This window comes from Marinobacter sp. DUT-1 (genome assembly GCF_050379415.1).
Lineage (GTDB): Bacteria > Pseudomonadota > Gammaproteobacteria > Pseudomonadales > Oleiphilaceae > Marinobacter.
On the sequence record NZ_JBNRLS010000001.1, the window covers coordinates 985433 to 1001798 of the forward strand.

Sequence of the window (16366 nt, forward strand, 5' to 3'; positions counted from 1 at the left end):
GTTAACCGATCTCAATCATCTCGAAGTCTTCCTTGCCCACACCACAATCCGGGCACACCCAGTCCTCGGGGACATCTTCCCACTTGGTACCCGGCTCGATACCGTCTTCCGGCCAGCCCTCGGCTTCGTCATAGATCAGTCCACAGACCACGCACTGCCACTTTTTCATCAATACTCTCCCCGAACATTCGCATATAGTTGAAACGCTGCGCGCATATTAATTGTCCGACAATCGTACACGCAAGTTATTTTGCCTGTTCCCGGCTACTGACTCCTGTCATTGCAGGCCACCATGGCTTTACGGGTCATCATACCGGCCGCCTTCCCCGACACCAATGCCATTACGGACGGCCACCCGGAGAGTTTTCTGCCAATAGCCATAAATACAGATATTGGCCCCCGAAACCGCCCCTCCCTTCTGACCAACCACTCCGGTATAATCGCCCGTTTTAGACAGGATCCGACCGTTATGACCGATACCGTCGCCGAAATGAACCAGGTCATGGCCGAGGCCGACTGCCTGGTTGACGAACAGCAGGTACAGGCTGCCATCGGCCAGCTGGCTGACGACATCACCGCCCGTCTCAAGGACAGCAATCCGCTGGTGTTCTGTGTAATGAACGGAGGCCTGATCCTTACCGGCCAGCTGCTGACCCGGCTTACCTTCCCGGTCCAGGCCGAGTATCTCCACGCTACCCGATACCGCCAGGAAACCACCGGCGGCATCCTGGAATGGAAGCTCCAGCCCGAAGCCGACATGAATGGCCGTACCGTACTGATCGTTGATGACATTCTCGACGAAGGCACTACCCTGTGCGCGATTGCGGACTACTGCCTGGCCCATGGGGCATCCGAGGTCCTGACCGCGGTGCTGGTGGACAAGCAGCATGACCGCAAGGCCCGCCCCGGCCTGAAGGCCGACTTCACCGGCCTGGAAGTGGAAGACCGCTTCCTGTTCGGTTACGGCATGGACTACAAAGGCTACTGGCGCAACGCCCCCGGGATCTATGCCGTCAAGGGACTCTGAGCACCAACCGGGCATTCCCCTGACCCGCTGGTACCGTTCTCTTGCCGCAGCCAGCCTCCGCAACCCGGAGGTTCGTGGCCCGGCCAGTTACTGGCTGCAACTGGAGGGCTCCTTTACCCGCGCGCTGCAGAAAGAATGCCGCCAGTCCTTCCACGTCGAGATCCAGCGGGAAGGCTTCGGTCGCCCTACTCTCGAGGAGGCCAAACGTCTTGCCATACCCGAGCGCGAGCAGGCGTGGATCCGCGAGGTCCGCCTGTGCGGTGACGGGCGCCCCTGGGTGCTGGCCCGCACCATCATTCCCCTGGACTGCCTGGAGGGGCGCAACCGCATCCTTCGCAACCTGGGCAACAAACCCCTCGGTGCCTACCTGTTCAGCAGCCCCCGCTGGCAACGCGGCCCCCTGGAAACCGGCCTGTGTGTTCCGCAGGGCAGCGAACAACCCCGCCTGGCCCGCCGCTCGATCTTCCATGACGGGAATCATGCCCTGCTCGTGGGCGAATACCTGCTGCCGATCCTTTATTCCTGAGCCCGGCCTTTAACCGGCGGGAACCGGCTGGCTATAATCCGCAGATCTGTCGGTTTTTCCATTTGCTGCAACCGGATGCGCGCCATGATCCCGAACGCCATGCCCGAACATGTCCAGAGCCGCCTGACTGATTACGCCAGGCTGCTGCGAATCGATCGCCCCATCGGCTCACTGCTCCTGCTTTGGCCCACCTACTGGGCACTCTGGCTCGCCGGGGACGGCAACCCCGGCATCGGCAATGTCATCGTCTTCACCCTCGGCGTTTTCTTCATGCGTGCCGCCGGCTGTGCCATCAACGACTATGCCGACCGGGACTGGGACAAACACGTCAAGCGTACCCGGGACCGACCGCTGACCGCCGGACGCATCCAGGCCTGGGAGGCGGTTGCCCTGTTCGCCGGCCTGTGCCTGGTCTCGTTCCTGATGGTCATCCTGTTCACCAACACCCTGACCCTGTACCTGTCCTTTGGCGGGGTCCTCCTGGCGTTCATCTATCCGTTCATGAAACGCTACACTCACCTGCCCCAGCTGTTCCTGGGCGCCGCCTTTTCCTGGGCCATCCCCATGGCCTGGGCGGCGGAGGCCAACGAACTCAGCCAGCTGACCTGGCTGCTGTTTACCGCCAACGTGCTCTGGACCGTCGCCTACGACACCCTCTACGCCATGGTCGACCGGGACGATGACCTCAAGGTCGGTATCAAGTCCACCGCCATCCTGTTCGGGGATGCCGACAAGGCTATCATCGGCATGCTTCAGGCTCTGGTCATCCTGATCCTGGTGATGGTCGGCCACCGGGCGGAGCTGGGCGTGTTCTATTACCTCGGCGTTGCCGTCATGGCCGGCCTGTTTGTCTATCATCAGTACCTGGCCCGGGATCGGGCACGGGAGGGCTGCTTCAAGGCTTTCCTGAACAACAACTGGGCCGGCTTTGCGGTCTTTGCGGGGCTGGTGATCGACCTGTTGTTCCGCTGAGGCTGTCATATACTTGTCATACTTCGGCGTTGTAATGAGGCAGCAACAAATCAAGGTCTGACACAGGTTACAAACCATGAACGGAAAAACTGTCCTGATCGTCGATGACGAGGCCCCCATCCGGGAAATGATTGCCGTGGCCCTCGAAATGGCAGATTACGACTACATTGAGGCAGCGGATGCCCGGGAAGCCCATGCCCTGATTGTCGACAAACAACCCGATCTGGTCCTGCTCGACTGGATGCTACCGGGCACCAGCGGCGTCGAGCTGGCCCGGCGACTGAAGAAAGACGAGGCCACCGCCGACATACCGATCATCATGCTCACTGCCAAGGTCGAGGAAGACAACAAGATCCAGGGCCTGGAAGTGGGAGCCGATGACTACATCACCAAGCCGTTCAGCCCCCGCGAGCTCGTTGCCCGTCTCAAGGCGGTGTTGCGCCGTGCCACCCCGCCCGGTGTCGACACCCCGATCGAAGTGGATGGCCTCACCCTGGACCCGGTCGGCCACCGGGTAACGACTGAGGAAGGCGCTCTGACCATGGGCCCGACCGAATACCGTTTGCTCCAGTTCTTCATGACACACCAGGAACGGGTCTATACTCGCTCCCAGCTTCTGGACCAGGTCTGGGGCGGCAACGTTTACGTCGAGGAGCGCACCGTGGATGTCCACATCCGGCGGTTACGCAAGGCACTGGGGGACAAGTACGACCACCTGATCCAGACTGTTCGGGGAACCGGTTACCGCTTCTCCACCAGAGCCGCATAAGCACTGCCGGCCATCCATTCTGCATCAGGCCGGAACTGACACAAGGCAGCTTTCGATGCACCATAACTGGTCACGCTACCTGCGGATAATCATTGCCGGGCTCGCCATTACCACACTGGTGGGCTTCATTTTCGACAGGCCGCTGTGGGGCCTGACCTTCGGGCTGGTGGTCTACCTGTGGTGGACCCTGGTCCAGGCGCGCCGCCTCTATCATTGGCTGGCCAACCCCAGCGGCACCGATGAAGCTCCCCAGAGCATTGGTATGTGGGGCGATATTTTCGATGGCCTGAACAAGCTGCACCAGAACCACCTGCGCACCCAGGACCGGCTGCGTGCACGGATCAACCGGGTGCAGGAGTCCACCAATGCCATGCGCGACGGGGTCATCATGACCGACTCCCGGGGCGCGATGGAGTGGTGGAACGGCTCGGCCGAACACCTGCTGGGTTTCCGACGCAATACCGACCAGGGCCAGTACATCCATAACCTGATTCGAAACCCGTCGTTCAAGAGCTACTTTGATTCCCGGGACTACCGGGAACCGCTGGAGATCAACTCTCCGGCCAAGCCCCACATCCATCTGCAGATCCAGATCAGCCTGTTTGGCGATGACGACCGGCTGATCGTCGCCAAGGACGTCACCCGCCTCTACCAGCTGGAACAGATGCGGCGGGACTTCGTCGGCAACGTGTCCCACGAGATGCGCACCCCGCTGACGGTGATCAGCGGTTACCTGGAAACCCTGGTGGACCATGCCGACGAGCTACCCCCGAAATGGCGACGTGCGATCAACACCATGGCGGCCCAGTCCTCCCGCATGGAAGCCCTGATCACCGACCTGATTCTTCTGTCCCGGATCGAGACCGGCGAGCAGACGGTGGACGATTCCCTGACCGACGTCGACGCCCTGATCGAACAGATCTGTCACGATGCCAAGGCGCTCAGTGGCGACAAGCAGCATGAGTTTACCATCGATCTTACCGACCACCGGTTGCTGCGGGGTGATGAAAGCCAGTTACGCAGCGCCTTCTCGAACCTGGTGTTCAACGCCGTGAAATACACCCCGGCTAAAGGCCACATCACTGTTTCCTGGACCACCAACCGGGAGGGTGCGCACCTTTCGGTCAAGGACACCGGCATAGGCATCGATCCCGTACATATCCCCCGCCTGACAGAACGCTTCTACCGGGCCGACCCGAGCCGCCACAAGGATACCGGCGGCACAGGGCTGGGGCTTGCAATCGTCAAGCACGTACTGCTGAACCACGATGGCAACCTTGAAATCCGCAGCCGGATTGGCGAGGGCAGCGAGTTCATCTGCCACTTCCCGCGGGAAAGGCTGGTCGAGCGGGTACCGGAAACCACGGCGAACGATTAAACGGCTTCCGGGGAACCGGAAGCTTAAACAATTGTCATCCCCTCCCGGTGATTGCGGTATTTTCACAGCCTGAAAACACGCTACCATGACAACAACAGCTTCCACCCAAGACTATCCGGTTCGAGGTATCGAGTGCGCTTCACTCTCTCAAGGACATCCCGCGGGCCCCTGGCCCTGATCATTGCCAGCCTCCTGGGGTCCGCCACTGGCACCGCTTTCGCCCAGGAGCAGGCTGAGCCAATCAACCAGCAGGCCTTTATCGAGTGCAAGGCCCGGCTCGAGCAACAAGCCATCGAGGCTGGCGTCAGCCAGGCCACCGCCCGCCAGGTAATGGCGCAGGTGGAACACCTGGACCGGGTGATCGAACTGGATCGCCGGCAGCCGGAATTCACCACCACCTTCGCCGACTACCTGAACCGTCGGGTCAATGAGGCCCGGGTCAGTAAGGGCCGGGAGATGCTCGCCGAGCACCGGGACTTGCTGCAGCGGGTGACGGATGAAACCGGGGTTCCGGCGCCTTATCTGGTGGCGTTCTGGGGCCTGGAGACCAACTTCGGCAGCTATTTCGGCAAGATGTCCGTGCCCAACGCCCTGACCACGCTGGCCTGCGATGCCCGCCGGAGCACCTTCTTCACCCAGCAGCTGATCGCCGCCCTGCGCATCATCGATGAGGGCGCGATACCCGCCGACCAGATGGAGGGATCCTGGGCCGGAGCCATGGGACACGTTCAGTTCATGCCGACGGTGTTTCTCCAGCATGCGGTGGACGCCGATGGCGATGGTCGCCGGGATCTCTGGAACAGCCTGCCCGATGCCATGATGTCTGCCGGAAAATTCCTGCAGTCCATGGGCTGGGACGGGGACTACCGCTGGGGGCGCGAGGTATTGCTGCCCGACGGCTTCGATTACAGCCTGGCCGATGGCCGGCGCCTGGCATTGAGCGAATGGCGGGAGATGGACATCACCGATGCCTTTGGCAATGCCCTGTCCCGCGCAGACATCAAGGCCAAACTCGTGGTGCCTGCCGGGCACCAGGGACCGGCATTTCTGGTCTACGACAACTTCCGGGTGATCATGGGCTGGAACCGCTCCGAGTTCTACGCCATCGCGGTCGGCCACCTGGCGGACCGGGTGGCGGGTGCCGGCAAGCTGCAGAACCCGCCACCGGAGGATGCACCGGCCCTTTCCCGGGACAACATCATGGAACTGCAGGAGGCCCTGACTGATCGCGGCTACGACACCGGCAAACCGGACGGCATCCTCGGTCCGGCCACAAGATCGGCCATTCGCAAGTTCCAGGCCGCCTCCGGCATGGTTGCCGACGGCTATCCAGGACAAGCCGTTCTGGCCAGACTGAACGTATCTATCGCTAACTGATTCGATACGTAAGACAGAGGTCGATAAAGCGTCATGGATTCCATAACCCAGGTTGCCCTCGGAGCGTCCATCGCCGGTGCGGTCGCTGGCAAGACCCTGGGCCGGACGGCACTCCTGATCGGCGGTGCGCTCGGCACACTGCCCGATCTGGACGTGGTCATCGACTATGGCTCCGCCGTGGCCAATTTTACCCAGCATCGTGGTTTCAGCCACTCGCTCTTCGTGCTGGCCCCGCTGGCACTGCTGCTGGCCTGGCTGCTGTGGCGCTGGAAACCCATGCTGGACTTCAAACGATGGCTACTGCTGACCGGTCTGGTTCTGCTGACCCACCCGATACTGGATGCCTTTACCACCTATGGTACCCAGTTATTCTGGCCGTTTGGCCGACCGGTTGCCATCAACAGCATTTTCATCATCGACCCGGCCTACACCCTGCCACTGCTGGCCGGATGTCTACTTTTCCTGGTCCGACCGCCGGGCACGCGTGCCATTGCCGTTGGCCTGACTCTCTCCACCCTTTATCTTGGCTGGACCCTGGCCGCACAGCAGATCATCACCAACCGGGTCACGCCCGCGCTGGCACAGGCCGGAATGGACAACGCCCGGCTCATGGTCCAGCCGATGCCGTTCAACACGGTGTTGTGGCGGGCCACCGCCATGAACGACGAGCAACGCGTAGAAATCGTTACCGGCTTCCTCGACGGTGATCAGCCGCTAACCCTGGAAACCTTTCCCCGCGACCCGCAACTGGCGCAAGCCGTGGCCGATCTACCGGAAGTACGTCGCCTGGAATGGTTCACCGGAGGGTTCCTGGACTACGGCACCGACGGCAACCGGGTTACCGCTACCGACATCCGCCTTGGCCTCCCCGGAGCGCACCCCTTCACCTTCGATATTGCGCGCAATAATGGTGGTCGGTTCCTGCCGGTCACCAGCAGCCGCCTGCCCAGGCCGGCCGTCAATGACCAGGCCATGGCACATCTTTGGGATCGGGTGACCGGCCGAAGCGACGTATTCTGCCTTGCCTCCCTGAGCACACCGGCGCCGGGACAAAGCTGCTGATGCCTCTGCGCCTGGACCAGTTCATCGCCAATTGCACTGAACTGTCCCGCAAGGAAGCCAAGCGGGCGATTGGCACCGGCGCGGTTACCGTCAACGGCGCCGTCTGCAGAACCGCCAACCGGAAAATTCCCGAAGATGCCCGCGTCACTCTCGACGGCGAGCCCCTGATCCTGCCCGGCGAGCGCTACCTGATGATGAACAAGCCCGCAGGCGTGGTCAGTGCCACCACTGATAGCGAACATCCCACCGCTCTGGACCTGCTGCCTCCAGGGCTGTCCCGGGACCTGCACATCGCCGGACGCCTGGATCTGGACACCACCGGCCTGTTGCTGCTGACCACCGACGGCCAGTGGTCCCATCGTGTCACCTCGCCCCGGACCGATTGTCCGAAGACCTATCGGGTCACTCTCGGGGAACCACTGACGGACGTGGCGGAGCAGGCATTGGTGACAGGCGTGGTGTTACGTAATGAAGAGAGAGAAACCCGGCCGGCGAAGGTCAGACGGGTGAATGACACCGTGATTGAGCTGACCATTTCCGAGGGGCGCTACCACCAGGTCAAGCGCATGCTGGCCGCCGTGGGCAACCACGTGAAGGCGCTGCATCGCATCCGGGTCGGAGACATCGCCCTGGACCCGCAACTTGCCCCCGGTGAATATCGCGCTCTGACCGGGCAGGAGATCGCCAGCGTCAGTCAGGGCTGATCAGATCCGCTCGAACCGTTTGGCCTCAAGGTTCTTGCGGACCGCCCCGGCTTCGAACACCTCGCCATTCATGGCAATGTAGACGCCCGGCGGCAGCAGCTGCACCGCCGACCAGGCAAAGCCCAGATTGAACACGGCATCGGTACGGCGCATCCGGGCCGGCTGCATGGCTCCGAACAGCACGATGGTCCGGTCGGACAGGGACGACAGGCGTTCCGCCGTCTCGGCCATGCTATCCGTGCCATGGGTAATCAGGATCTTTTGCCCCTCACAACCGGCCACCGCATCAAACACCCTGGCCCGGTCGTCTTCAGTCATATCCAGGCTGTCTTTGCGCAACACCTCATGGATACGATAGCCGTCGTGAATGTTGGATTCCGACAACAATTCGGGCAACAGGGAGTCGCCGATCTCGAACTGACTGCTGGCGTCGAAATACACCTTGTCGATGGTGCCGCCGGTGGTAAAGATCTCGATCATGGTCGAAGCTGTCCCTGTCAGTTCACTGTGGAGGGGCCGTTGTCGGCAACCGCATAGGCCGCGTTCTTCTCCTGCTCATAGCGCCGGGCCGCCTTTGCGACGCTACCGGGCTCTCCGGTGTCCAGCCAGCGTTTGATGCGCCCGGAATCCCCGAGCGGCGACCGGGTCCCCAGAGAATCCAGCAGGACGGTTACAATCTTCTCGCCATTCATATCAGAAACCATCACCAGACAACGCCCCGCCTCGGACAGGTAACCGGTCTTGCTCAGCTCGACCCCCCAGCTGTCCCGGTGCACCAGCGGGTTGGTATTGCCGAAGGAAAGACTGTACCTGGGATTCCGGAAGTGAGCGCGGTAGTAACCGGTGGTGGAATAATCCCGGATCTCGGGATGTTTCAGGGTGGCATTGACCAGGCGAACCAGGTCCGAAGCCGTGGAGACATTGAGCGCCGACAAACCGGTGGGATCCACGAACCGGGAACCTGACATACCCAGAGCCCGGGCTTTTTCATTCATCGCGTCCACAAAAGCGTCGTAGCCGCCGGGATGATTGCTGGCCAGGGTGTAGGCGGCGAAGTTCTCCGAGGACATCAGGGCAATCCGGATCACCTCTGACCGGGGCAGGGTCGAGTCCACGCGGATCCGGGTGTAGGCATTATTGGCCGCCGGGGTGTGACGTTCATGGAAGGTGAGTGGTTGATCCAGCGGTTGGCCGGATTCCAGCACGACCAGGGCCGTCATCAGTTTGGTGACGGAGGCGATGGGCACCTGCCGGTCCGCGTTCTTTCCAAAGACCAGGTTATCGTCACCAACGCGGGCCACCGCAGCGTTCACCGACGCCAGATTCGGACCCGTACCGGCCTGCGTGGTGGTCGCCAGAACCATCACCAGAAGCAGCAACGCCCCGCTTTTCAATTTCCCGATCATACCTGTCACTGCTCCCCCTGTATCGAGCCTCGGTGATAGCGCCCCACTATATCAGCGGAGACGAATGTCTGACATGTCACATTTTCCCCGAAGCGTACTGGCCAGCAAATGCAAAATAACTTAAAAATCTGTAAAATTTCCGTTAATTCATGAAGTTACATTTCGTTAATTAATGTAACCCTTGTGCAACCGTCACGTCACCGGCAGTCAGGACTCCCTCCGAATGGATTCGCATGCCCAAAGCCACGCCAACGCACCAGCTCCGGTTGTCGGCCTGCGATACCCCGCGACACGCCTCAGACGATGGCTGCCCCTGGTCCTGCTGGCGGCAAGCGTTGCCTACGGGCTGGCTGCCACTCTGTGGCTGCTACCCGCCAACATGGTCCACGATGAGCCGCAATACCCTTCAATGGCAGACGCCCGTGGCGTGACCCTGCCCACGCATTCGGATTACCGGATCGGGCCGTTGCAAACGGTACTTGCCACCGGCTCCTGGCAGCGCGCGGATGGCTGGACCTCGAGAGACCTGGATCACTCTGGCGCAGGCTACCCCTACCGGCCGGTCACCTATCGTCTGCAGCTGAGCAACACCTCCGGCGCCCCGGTGGACCGAAAGCTGATAGTCGACGCGCCCTACCTGGACCACCTGACTCCGGTGCTGATCCATCCGGACGGACGCATGGAGCACTTGGCGACCCTGGGCGATCTCTATCCGTTCGATCACCGCTTTATCGGCCTGCCCCAGTGGATCTGGCCGGTGACCCTGGAACCGGGGACGACAACACTGCTGGTGGAGGTCCGGAATAACGGTCCGGTACTTCTGCCCGTCTCCCTGGCCCGGGCTGACGAAGTCATCAGCCAGGGGGCTGCCAACCTCGCCTGGAAAGCCTTCATAACCGGCCTGCTGGTGTTCGCCCTGCTGCTGAACCTGAGCATTGTATTCAGGCTCAGACGCCCCGGTCTGGCCTGGCTGAGCGTGCTCATGGTCGCGGTTATCTATAGCCAGCTGATCATGGAAGGCCTGGGGCTCTGGCTGCTCTGGCCCGAACGCCCTGAGCTCAACGCACTGCTCGGCGTCACCCTGCCGTTATGTCTGATCGCCCTGTGCGAGTTCACGCCCCATTTCCTGTCAGTGGGCAAGGTCGCGGCGGTGGTTCTCAGGCTGCTTAGTGTAATGGGCGGACTGCACTTGCTGGCAGCACCCTTCGCCCTGGCCTGGGTTGGACAGGACGCCTTCCTGGTGATCGGCGCCCTGGGTGGTCTGTTCATCTTCAGCCTTGCCCTGTGGCATCGGCGGCATGTCTACGGCCGCTATTTTGCCCTATCGATCCTGGCCATTCTCATTGGTGCCATCGTCACATCCATGCGTACTGTCGGCTGGCTGCCGGTCAACTACCTGACCGACTCGGCCTTCTTCCTGGGAGCCGCCCTTGGCTCGCTGATCCTGACCAGCGGCGTTGGCCGGTTGCTGGTGCAGGAACGCAAGCGCCGGATGGGTTCCGATATCCGGGTCCGCCAGGAGCGACAGTTACGCACCAGGATCGAGCAACGATACGACCAGCTGATGAAAACCCACCGGGTAACCGGCCGGCCCAACCGTCCCGTCCTGGAAGAGACCCTGGAAACCATTGACAGCAGCCAGACCCCCTTCAGCCTTTGCATCGTCCGGCTGGCCCGGTTCAACGAGGTCGAACAGGCCCTGGGGTATCGCACCGCCGAAGATCTGCTGAAGCAGTACCTTCGACAACTCAATAGCTTCCTGAAACGCAGCCTGGCCGGTCGGCTGGTGACCATCAACGGCCATGCCCTGGCCACGCTCGACACCGCCAACCACGCCTTCGCCTTCTACCGGGACCAGGACGGAAGCCAGGACGACCCGGCCCTGACCGCCATCACCGGTTGGCTGGGCGAGAACTTCCGGGAAGGGCGGTTTTCCTTCTCCTGGGCTGCAACACTCGGGCTCGCCCATGCTCCCGAGCATGGCCGGGATGCAGCCTCCGTGCTGTCGTCCGCCGGATTCGCGTCGTTGGATGACAGCCGTCCGTTGTCCGTCTATGACCCCTCGGTTGCGCACCGGCAATACCGTCAGCAACTCCTGATCCTGGATGTCGAGGCGGCCCTGAAAGCCGGTGAGATGTGGCTGGAGTACCAGCCCAAGGTCAACATCCGCGACGGACGTATCGGTTCCCTGGAAGGCCTGATCCGCTGGCATCACAGTGAGTTCGGCCGGGTGTCACCGGACCAGTGGATTCCCCTGGCGGAAGAGGTGGGGGTGATCCACCCGGTGACGCTTTGGGCACTGGATCGCGCCTGCCGGGACTTTGCGGCGTTGCGCAAGCGATTCGGGCCGCAGATTGCAGTCTCGGTCAATATCTCCGCCAAGGACCTGGCCCGGCCCGGATTCCACCGGGTCGCTGCCGGCATTACCCACCGCCACGGCCTGGCTCCAGAGAACATTCTTCTGGAGATAACCGAAACGGCTATGATGAGCGACCCCCGCATCGCCCGAAAGACCATCGGCGAGCTCAGTGACACCGGATTTCGTATCGCCCTCGACGATTTTGGCGCCGGGCATTCTTCTCTCGGCACCCTGGCCACTTTCGACCTGGACGAGCTGAAAATCGACCGCAGCTTCCTGAAGGACATCATGGCTGATCCCAGGCGCCAGAAGATTCTTCAGGTGGCCCTGGAACTGGGCGAGAGCCTGGATCTGGATGTGGTGGTGGAAGGGGTCGAGGACGAAGCCATCGCCATCTGGCTCCAGCAGTTCCCAGGCCTGTACGGCCAGGGCTACTACTGGGGGCCACCGGTGCGGCCGGGGGCGAGTTAGGGCAGGTCTGTGACCGCGCCTCTGGATGCCGAACTGACGGTTCGGGCGTATTTGGCCAACACTCCCCGGGTCACCCTCGGCGCCGGCGCCCGCCAGGCCTGTCGCCGACGCTCCATCTCCGCCTCAGATACGTCCAGCTCGAGGCGGTTGCTGATTGCGTCGATGGTCACGGTGTCGCCATCCTCCACCAGTGCAATGGGGCCGCCTTCCGCCGCCTCCGGCGTGATATGACCGACCACGAACCCGTGGCTACCACCGGAAAAACGGCCATCGGTGATCAGCGCCACGTCACTGCCGAGCCCCTTGCCCATGATCGCTGACGTGGGGCTAAGCATTTCCCGCATGCCGGGGCCGCCTTTCGGGCCTTCATAGCGGATCACCAGCACATCCCCGGCCACCACCGTGCCGTCAAGAATCCGTGCCTGGGCCTCCTCCTCGGAATGAAAGACCCGGGCGCGACCGGTGAAATGGGTACCTTCCTTGCCAGTGATCTTGGCCACTGCCCCTGTGGGCGCCAGGTTACCGTAGAGGATACGCAGGTGGCTGTCTGCTTTGATGGGATCCCCGAAGGCATGAATGATGTCCTGGCCTTCCGGATAGGGCTCAACGTCCGCCAGGTTCTCTGCCAGCGTCCGGCCGGTCACCGTCAGGCAGTCACCGTGCAGCAGCCCCCGCTCCAGCAACATCTTCATCAAGGGCTGGATACCGCCAATGGCCACCAGCTCGGACATCATGTAGTGGCCACTGGGCCTGAGATCCGCCAGCACGGGTACCCGTTTGCCGATCTCGGTGAAGTCCTCCAGATCCAGCTCCACACCGATGGTACTGGCCATCGCCAGCAGGTGCAGCACCGCATTGGTAGAGCCGCCCAGAGCGATGACCACGGTGATGGCATTCTCGAACGCCTTGCGGGTCATGATATCCGAGGGCCGGATACCCAGTTCCAGCAGGTTCAGCACCGCCGCACCTGCCGCCCGGCAATCCTCCGCCTTGGTTTCGGAGACCGCATTCTGGGCCGAACTTCCGGGCAGGCTCATGCCCATGGCCTCAATGGCCGATGCCATGGTGTTGGCGGTATACATCCCTCCGCAAGAGCCCGGACCGGGTATGGCGGTCTCCTCGATCTGCTTAACCTCGATCAGGTCCAGGTCGCCCCGGGCATGGGCGCCTACCGCCTCGAACACCGAGATGATGTCGGTGTGGTTCTTGCCGGGCATGATGGTGCCGCCATAGACGAACACCGATGGCCGGTTCAGCCGGGCCAGCCCCATCAGGCAACCGGGCATGTTCTTGTCGCAGCCGCCGATAGCCACCAGGCCGTCAAAGCCCTCGCAGCCGGCGGTGGTCTCGATGGAATCGGCAATCACCTCACGGGAAACCAGGGAGTACTTCATGCCCTCGGTACCATTGGCGATGCCATCGGACACGGTGATGGTATTGAAGATCAGAGACTTGCCGCCCGCCTCATCGGCACCGTCAGCAGATTCCTCGGCCAGCCGGTTGATATGCATGTTACAGGGCGTGAGATTGCTCCAGGTCGAGGCAATGCCCACCTGCGGCTTGCGGAAATCCTCATCGGTAAAGCCCACGGCCCGGAGCATGGCACGACTGGCGGACTTGCCAATGCCATCCACCACCGGAGATGAGTATTGACGGCGTTTGTCGTCTGTCATGGCAGCCTCCAGATCTTCAGGAATTATCGGTTCAGGATCTCAGATTCGGCGGTTAACCTCAAAATACCGGCCGGAAACAATATGCAGTCCCGAATGACCTGCATCAAGCACCCCCATGCCACCAGCCTCTACAATCGTTGACAGATCTGTCCAGCCACGGAGGCATCCGATGCCATCGCCAACACAATCCCAGCCGGTGCCCAGCACCGGCCATTCCCGCCCGGCATTCGCTCTGTGGCGCCGTGGCTACGGGGTCGTCCGTCATTCAGAGGCCACCTGCGCACAGGTTCAATCGCTGGCCGAGCGCCTGGTGCAGCGAGGACTGCAACCGGACACAGAAGCGGTCTATCAAAGACTGGCGGCGCTGGACCGCCTGACCAGCGCCGGTCTGTGGCTGGTGGTGCACATGACCTACACCCGACGTGTGGACACCACCGGAGCACCCCTTACCCCCCAGGATTTCAAAACCAGCCCGGAGGGCCATACCGGTGGTGCACTCAACATGGTCCCGGCCTACGCTGCCTACCTCGCCCTCAATAGCCTTACCGGCGAGACCCGGAGCTGGTTGATGGGCCAGGGCCATTGCGTGGCCGCGGTGGACGCACTCAACGTCCTGACCGGCAATCTCCATCCCGAGCAACAGGAGCGGTACCTCGGCGCCGAGGGCCTGACGCGGCTGGCTGAGGATTTCTACGGTTACCGCCAGAAACCCGATGGTTCCATGGCGGCGCCGATCGGCAGCCACGTCAACCCGCATACCGCCGGGGGCATCATTGAAGGTGGCTACCTGGGTTTCGCGGAACTCCAGTACGCCCACATGCCGTTGCCGGGCGAATCCCTGGTGGCATTTCTCTCTGATGGCGCCGCCGAGGAACAGCGTGGCAGTGACTGGGTTCCCCGTTGGTGGCGCCAGGAGGATTGCGGGCTGGTTCTGCCGATCATGATTGCCAACGGCCGACGCATCGAGCAGCGCACCGAGCTGGGCACCCGGGAGGGGCTCGAACGGTTCGAGGCGCATCTGAGCCACCGGGGCTTTGATCCGGTCCGTTTCGACGGCCGCGACCCGGCGGCCTTTGTCTGTGCCCTGTTCTCCATGGAGGAGGCGCTGAAGGATCACGGGCAAGCCGCGGCCAGCGGCGAGATACGCTATCCGGTGCGCATCCCTTACGGCATCGCCGAAACGGTCAAGGGTTACGGTTTCTATGGCGCCGGCAGCAATGCCGCCCACAACCTGCCCCTGCCCGGCAACCCCCGGATCGACGCCCGGGCACGGGAACTGTTCCATACCCATATCACGCCACTCTGGGTCAGCCCGGACGAACTGCAGGACGCGGTCCGGAAACTGGGGGAGCATGGCCTCCAGAACCGTCCCCTGGAGCGCGATCATCCCCTGGCACGCCGCAACCCGGAGGACCCGGTCATTCCCCGGCTGGCACCATGCCGGGAGCCGTCGTCATCACCGATGAAGGCGGTGGACCACTTTTTTCGGGCGCTGGTTGCCGAGAACCCGGCCCTTCGGGCACGGGTCGGCAACCCGGACGAACTTGCCAGCAACCGGCTGACTGGTGTCCTGAAAACACTCAAACACCGGGTGAATGATCCCGAAAATGACCAGGAAGATATCCACGGCAAGATCATCACCGTGCTGAACGAGGAAGCAGTGATCTCCGCGTGCCTGGCCAACAAGGCCGGGATCAACCTGGTAGCCAGCTATGAGGCTTTCTGCGTCAAGATGCTGGGGGCGATCCGGCAGGAACTGATTTTCGCCCGGCACCAGAAAGCCGTGGGCCGGCCCGCGCGCTGGCTCGGTTTCCCGGTTATTGCCAGTTCCCACACCTGGGAGAACGGCAAGAATGAACAGTCACATCAGGACACCACCTTCTGCGAGAGCCTGCTGGGCGAGATGAACGATGTCTCCCGGGTGATCTTCCCGGCCGATTACAACAGTACCCTGGCCGCGCTGCCTTCAGTCTATAGCGACCGCGGGCGGCTGACCTGCATGGTGGTGCCCAAGCGGGAGCGCCCCTGTGTTTTTGACGCCAGTGAAGCCGACACCCTGGCCCGGCACGGCGCCCTGGTAGTGGATGAGGACACCTGTGCAGGGGAACCGTTGCTATTGGTTGCCAATGGGGCCTATCAGCTGTCAGAAGCAATCCGGGCCTGCGAGCGCCTGCGGGAGACCGGAACCCCCTTCCGTCTGGTCTATGTGCAGGAACCCGGCCGTTTCCGCCAGCCCCGGGACGCCTATGAGGCCGCCGTCTGCGCCTCCGAATTCGAGCGGGAACGGCTCTTCCCCCACCGTCTGAAGCGCCGGGTCTGCCTGACCCACATGCGCCCGGAAGTCTTCCGCGGGCACCTGCATACCCTGTTTCCGGAGCCGGCCCACTCCCGGGTATTGGGCTACATCAATCAGGGTGGGACCCTGAACGTGGCCGGTATGCTGTTTGCCAACCAGTGTTCCTGGGGCCACGCGCTGGCCGCCTGTGCCCAGGTCATGGAACAGCCGCCGGGCGAATGGTTGTCGAGCGCAGAACTGGCTGCTGTCGAAGGTCGGGGAGATCCCTCGGTCATTACCCGGGGGCTGCCCACTGCCTGAGCCAGCGAGCACTTTCGGCGGCAAGTCTCTGGTTTCTGAGCTAGCA

General features: G+C 62.3%; 14 protein-coding genes. 10 read left to right on the plus strand and 4 right to left on the minus strand.

Annotation, left to right across the window (positions count from 1 at the left end; all coding sequences use genetic code 11):
• Nucleotide 1: 1 nt before the first annotated feature.
• Nucleotides 2-169, minus strand: coding sequence for a rubredoxin (locus ACQUTG_RS04545; protein WP_008173532.1), 168 nt, complete (start codon nt 167-169; stop codon nt 2-4).
• Nucleotides 170-469: 300 nt separating this feature from the next.
• On the opposite strand from ACQUTG_RS04545, the gene ACQUTG_RS04550 reads away from it, so the two are divergent.
• From ACQUTG_RS04550 to rsuA, 8 genes are all read left to right on the plus strand, one after another.
• Entirely contained in the window at nt 470-1027 is a 558-nt protein-coding gene (locus tag ACQUTG_RS04550) for a hypoxanthine-guanine phosphoribosyltransferase (protein WP_428918239.1), read from the plus strand.
• Entirely contained in the window at nt 1008-1553 is a 546-nt protein-coding gene (locus tag ACQUTG_RS04555) for a chorismate--pyruvate lyase family protein (RefSeq protein WP_428918240.1), read from the plus strand. The genes ACQUTG_RS04550 and ACQUTG_RS04555 overlap by 20 nt, the downstream gene beginning before the upstream one ends.
• A gap of 84 nt (nt 1554-1637) precedes the next feature.
• On the plus strand, nt 1638-2525 hold the full coding sequence (gene ubiA / locus ACQUTG_RS04560) for a 4-hydroxybenzoate octaprenyltransferase (RefSeq protein ID WP_428918241.1): 888 nt from the start codon (nt 1638-1640) through the stop codon (nt 2523-2525).
• A 76-nt stretch (nt 2526-2601) separates the two neighbouring features.
• Entirely contained in the window at nt 2602-3294 is a 693-nt protein-coding gene (gene phoB / locus ACQUTG_RS04565; protein ID WP_343812475.1) for a phosphate regulon transcriptional regulator PhoB, read from the plus strand.
• A gap of 55 nt (nt 3295-3349) precedes the next feature.
• Nucleotides 3350-4672, plus strand: a complete 1323-nt coding sequence (phoR, locus tag ACQUTG_RS04570; protein WP_428918242.1) for a phosphate regulon sensor histidine kinase PhoR — start codon at nt 3350-3352, stop codon at nt 4670-4672.
• A gap of 168 nt (nt 4673-4840) precedes the next feature.
• A complete protein-coding gene (locus ACQUTG_RS04575) occupies nt 4841-6049 on the plus strand; it encodes a lytic murein transglycosylase (protein ID WP_428918463.1) in 1209 nt (402 codons plus the stop codon).
• Between the two features lie 33 nt (nt 6050-6082).
• Nucleotides 6083-7111: a metal-dependent hydrolase gene (locus tag ACQUTG_RS04580; protein WP_428918243.1), complete on the plus strand. Its 1029-nt coding sequence runs from the start codon at nt 6083-6085 to the stop codon at nt 7109-7111.
• Between the two features lie 5 nt (nt 7112-7116).
• The gene (gene rsuA, locus ACQUTG_RS04585) at nt 7117-7815 is read left to right on the plus strand and encodes a 16S rRNA pseudouridine(516) synthase RsuA (protein ID WP_428918464.1); all 699 of its coding nucleotides are present in this window, start codon (nt 7117-7119) and stop codon (nt 7813-7815) included.
• Here the strand turns inward: rsuA and ACQUTG_RS04590 are convergent, their stop codons facing one another.
• Nucleotides 7816-8295 (minus strand): asparaginase domain-containing protein, encoded by a 480-nt coding sequence (locus ACQUTG_RS04590; protein WP_428918244.1) that lies wholly within the window; start codon nt 8293-8295, stop codon nt 7816-7818. It lies immediately after the preceding gene.
• A 17-nt stretch (nt 8296-8312) separates the two neighbouring features.
• Nucleotides 8313-9221, minus strand: a complete 909-nt coding sequence (pbpG, locus tag ACQUTG_RS04595) for a D-alanyl-D-alanine endopeptidase (protein ID WP_428918245.1) — start codon at nt 9219-9221, stop codon at nt 8313-8315.
• Between the two features lie 223 nt (nt 9222-9444).
• Here pbpG and ACQUTG_RS04600 point away from each other — a divergent pair, with 223 nt between their 5' ends.
• Entirely contained in the window at nt 9445-12051 is a 2607-nt protein-coding gene (locus ACQUTG_RS04600) for an EAL domain-containing protein (RefSeq protein ID WP_428918246.1), read from the plus strand.
• On the opposite strand, the gene ilvD is transcribed toward ACQUTG_RS04600, so the two are convergent.
• On the minus strand, nt 12048-13724 hold the full coding sequence (gene ilvD / locus ACQUTG_RS04605; protein WP_428918247.1) for a dihydroxy-acid dehydratase: 1677 nt from the start codon (nt 13722-13724) through the stop codon (nt 12048-12050). The genes ACQUTG_RS04600 and ilvD overlap by 4 nt on opposite strands.
• A gap of 169 nt (nt 13725-13893) precedes the next feature.
• On the opposite strand from ilvD, the gene ACQUTG_RS04610 reads away from it, so the two are divergent.
• A complete protein-coding gene (locus ACQUTG_RS04610; RefSeq protein ID WP_428918248.1) occupies nt 13894-16320 on the plus strand; it encodes a xylulose 5-phosphate 3-epimerase in 2427 nt (808 codons plus the stop codon).
• Nucleotides 16321-16366 lie beyond the last annotated feature (46 nt).

Coding starts and splice junctions, on each gene's coding strand:
- phoB (WP_343812475.1), top strand. CDS start 2,602: ATGAACGGAAAAACTGTCCTGATCGTCGATGACGAGGCCCCCATCCGG.
- ACQUTG_RS04555 (WP_428918240.1), top strand. CDS start 1,008: ATGCCGTCAAGGGACTCTGAGCACCAACCGGGCATTCCCCTGACCCGC.
- phoR (WP_428918242.1), top strand. CDS start 3,350: ATGCACCATAACTGGTCACGCTACCTGCGGATAATCATTGCCGGGCTC.
- ACQUTG_RS04580 (WP_428918243.1), top strand. CDS start 6,083: ATGGATTCCATAACCCAGGTTGCCCTCGGAGCGTCCATCGCCGGTGCG.
- ACQUTG_RS04600 (WP_428918246.1), top strand. CDS start 9,445: ATGGATTCGCATGCCCAAAGCCACGCCAACGCACCAGCTCCGGTTGTC.
- ubiA (WP_428918241.1), top strand. CDS start 1,638: ATGATCCCGAACGCCATGCCCGAACATGTCCAGAGCCGCCTGACTGAT.
- ilvD (WP_428918247.1), bottom strand. CDS start 13,724: ATGACAGACGACAAACGCCGTCAATACTCATCTCCGGTGGTGGATGGC.
- ACQUTG_RS04610 (WP_428918248.1), top strand. CDS start 13,894: ATGCCATCGCCAACACAATCCCAGCCGGTGCCCAGCACCGGCCATTCC.
- ACQUTG_RS04545 (WP_008173532.1), bottom strand. CDS start 169: ATGAAAAAGTGGCAGTGCGTGGTCTGTGGACTGATCTATGACGAAGCC.
- pbpG (WP_428918245.1), bottom strand. CDS start 9,221: ATGATCGGGAAATTGAAAAGCGGGGCGTTGCTGCTTCTGGTGATGGTT.
- ACQUTG_RS04590 (WP_428918244.1), bottom strand. CDS start 8,295: ATGATCGAGATCTTTACCACCGGCGGCACCATCGACAAGGTGTATTTC.
- ACQUTG_RS04550 (WP_428918239.1), top strand. CDS start 470: ATGACCGATACCGTCGCCGAAATGAACCAGGTCATGGCCGAGGCCGAC.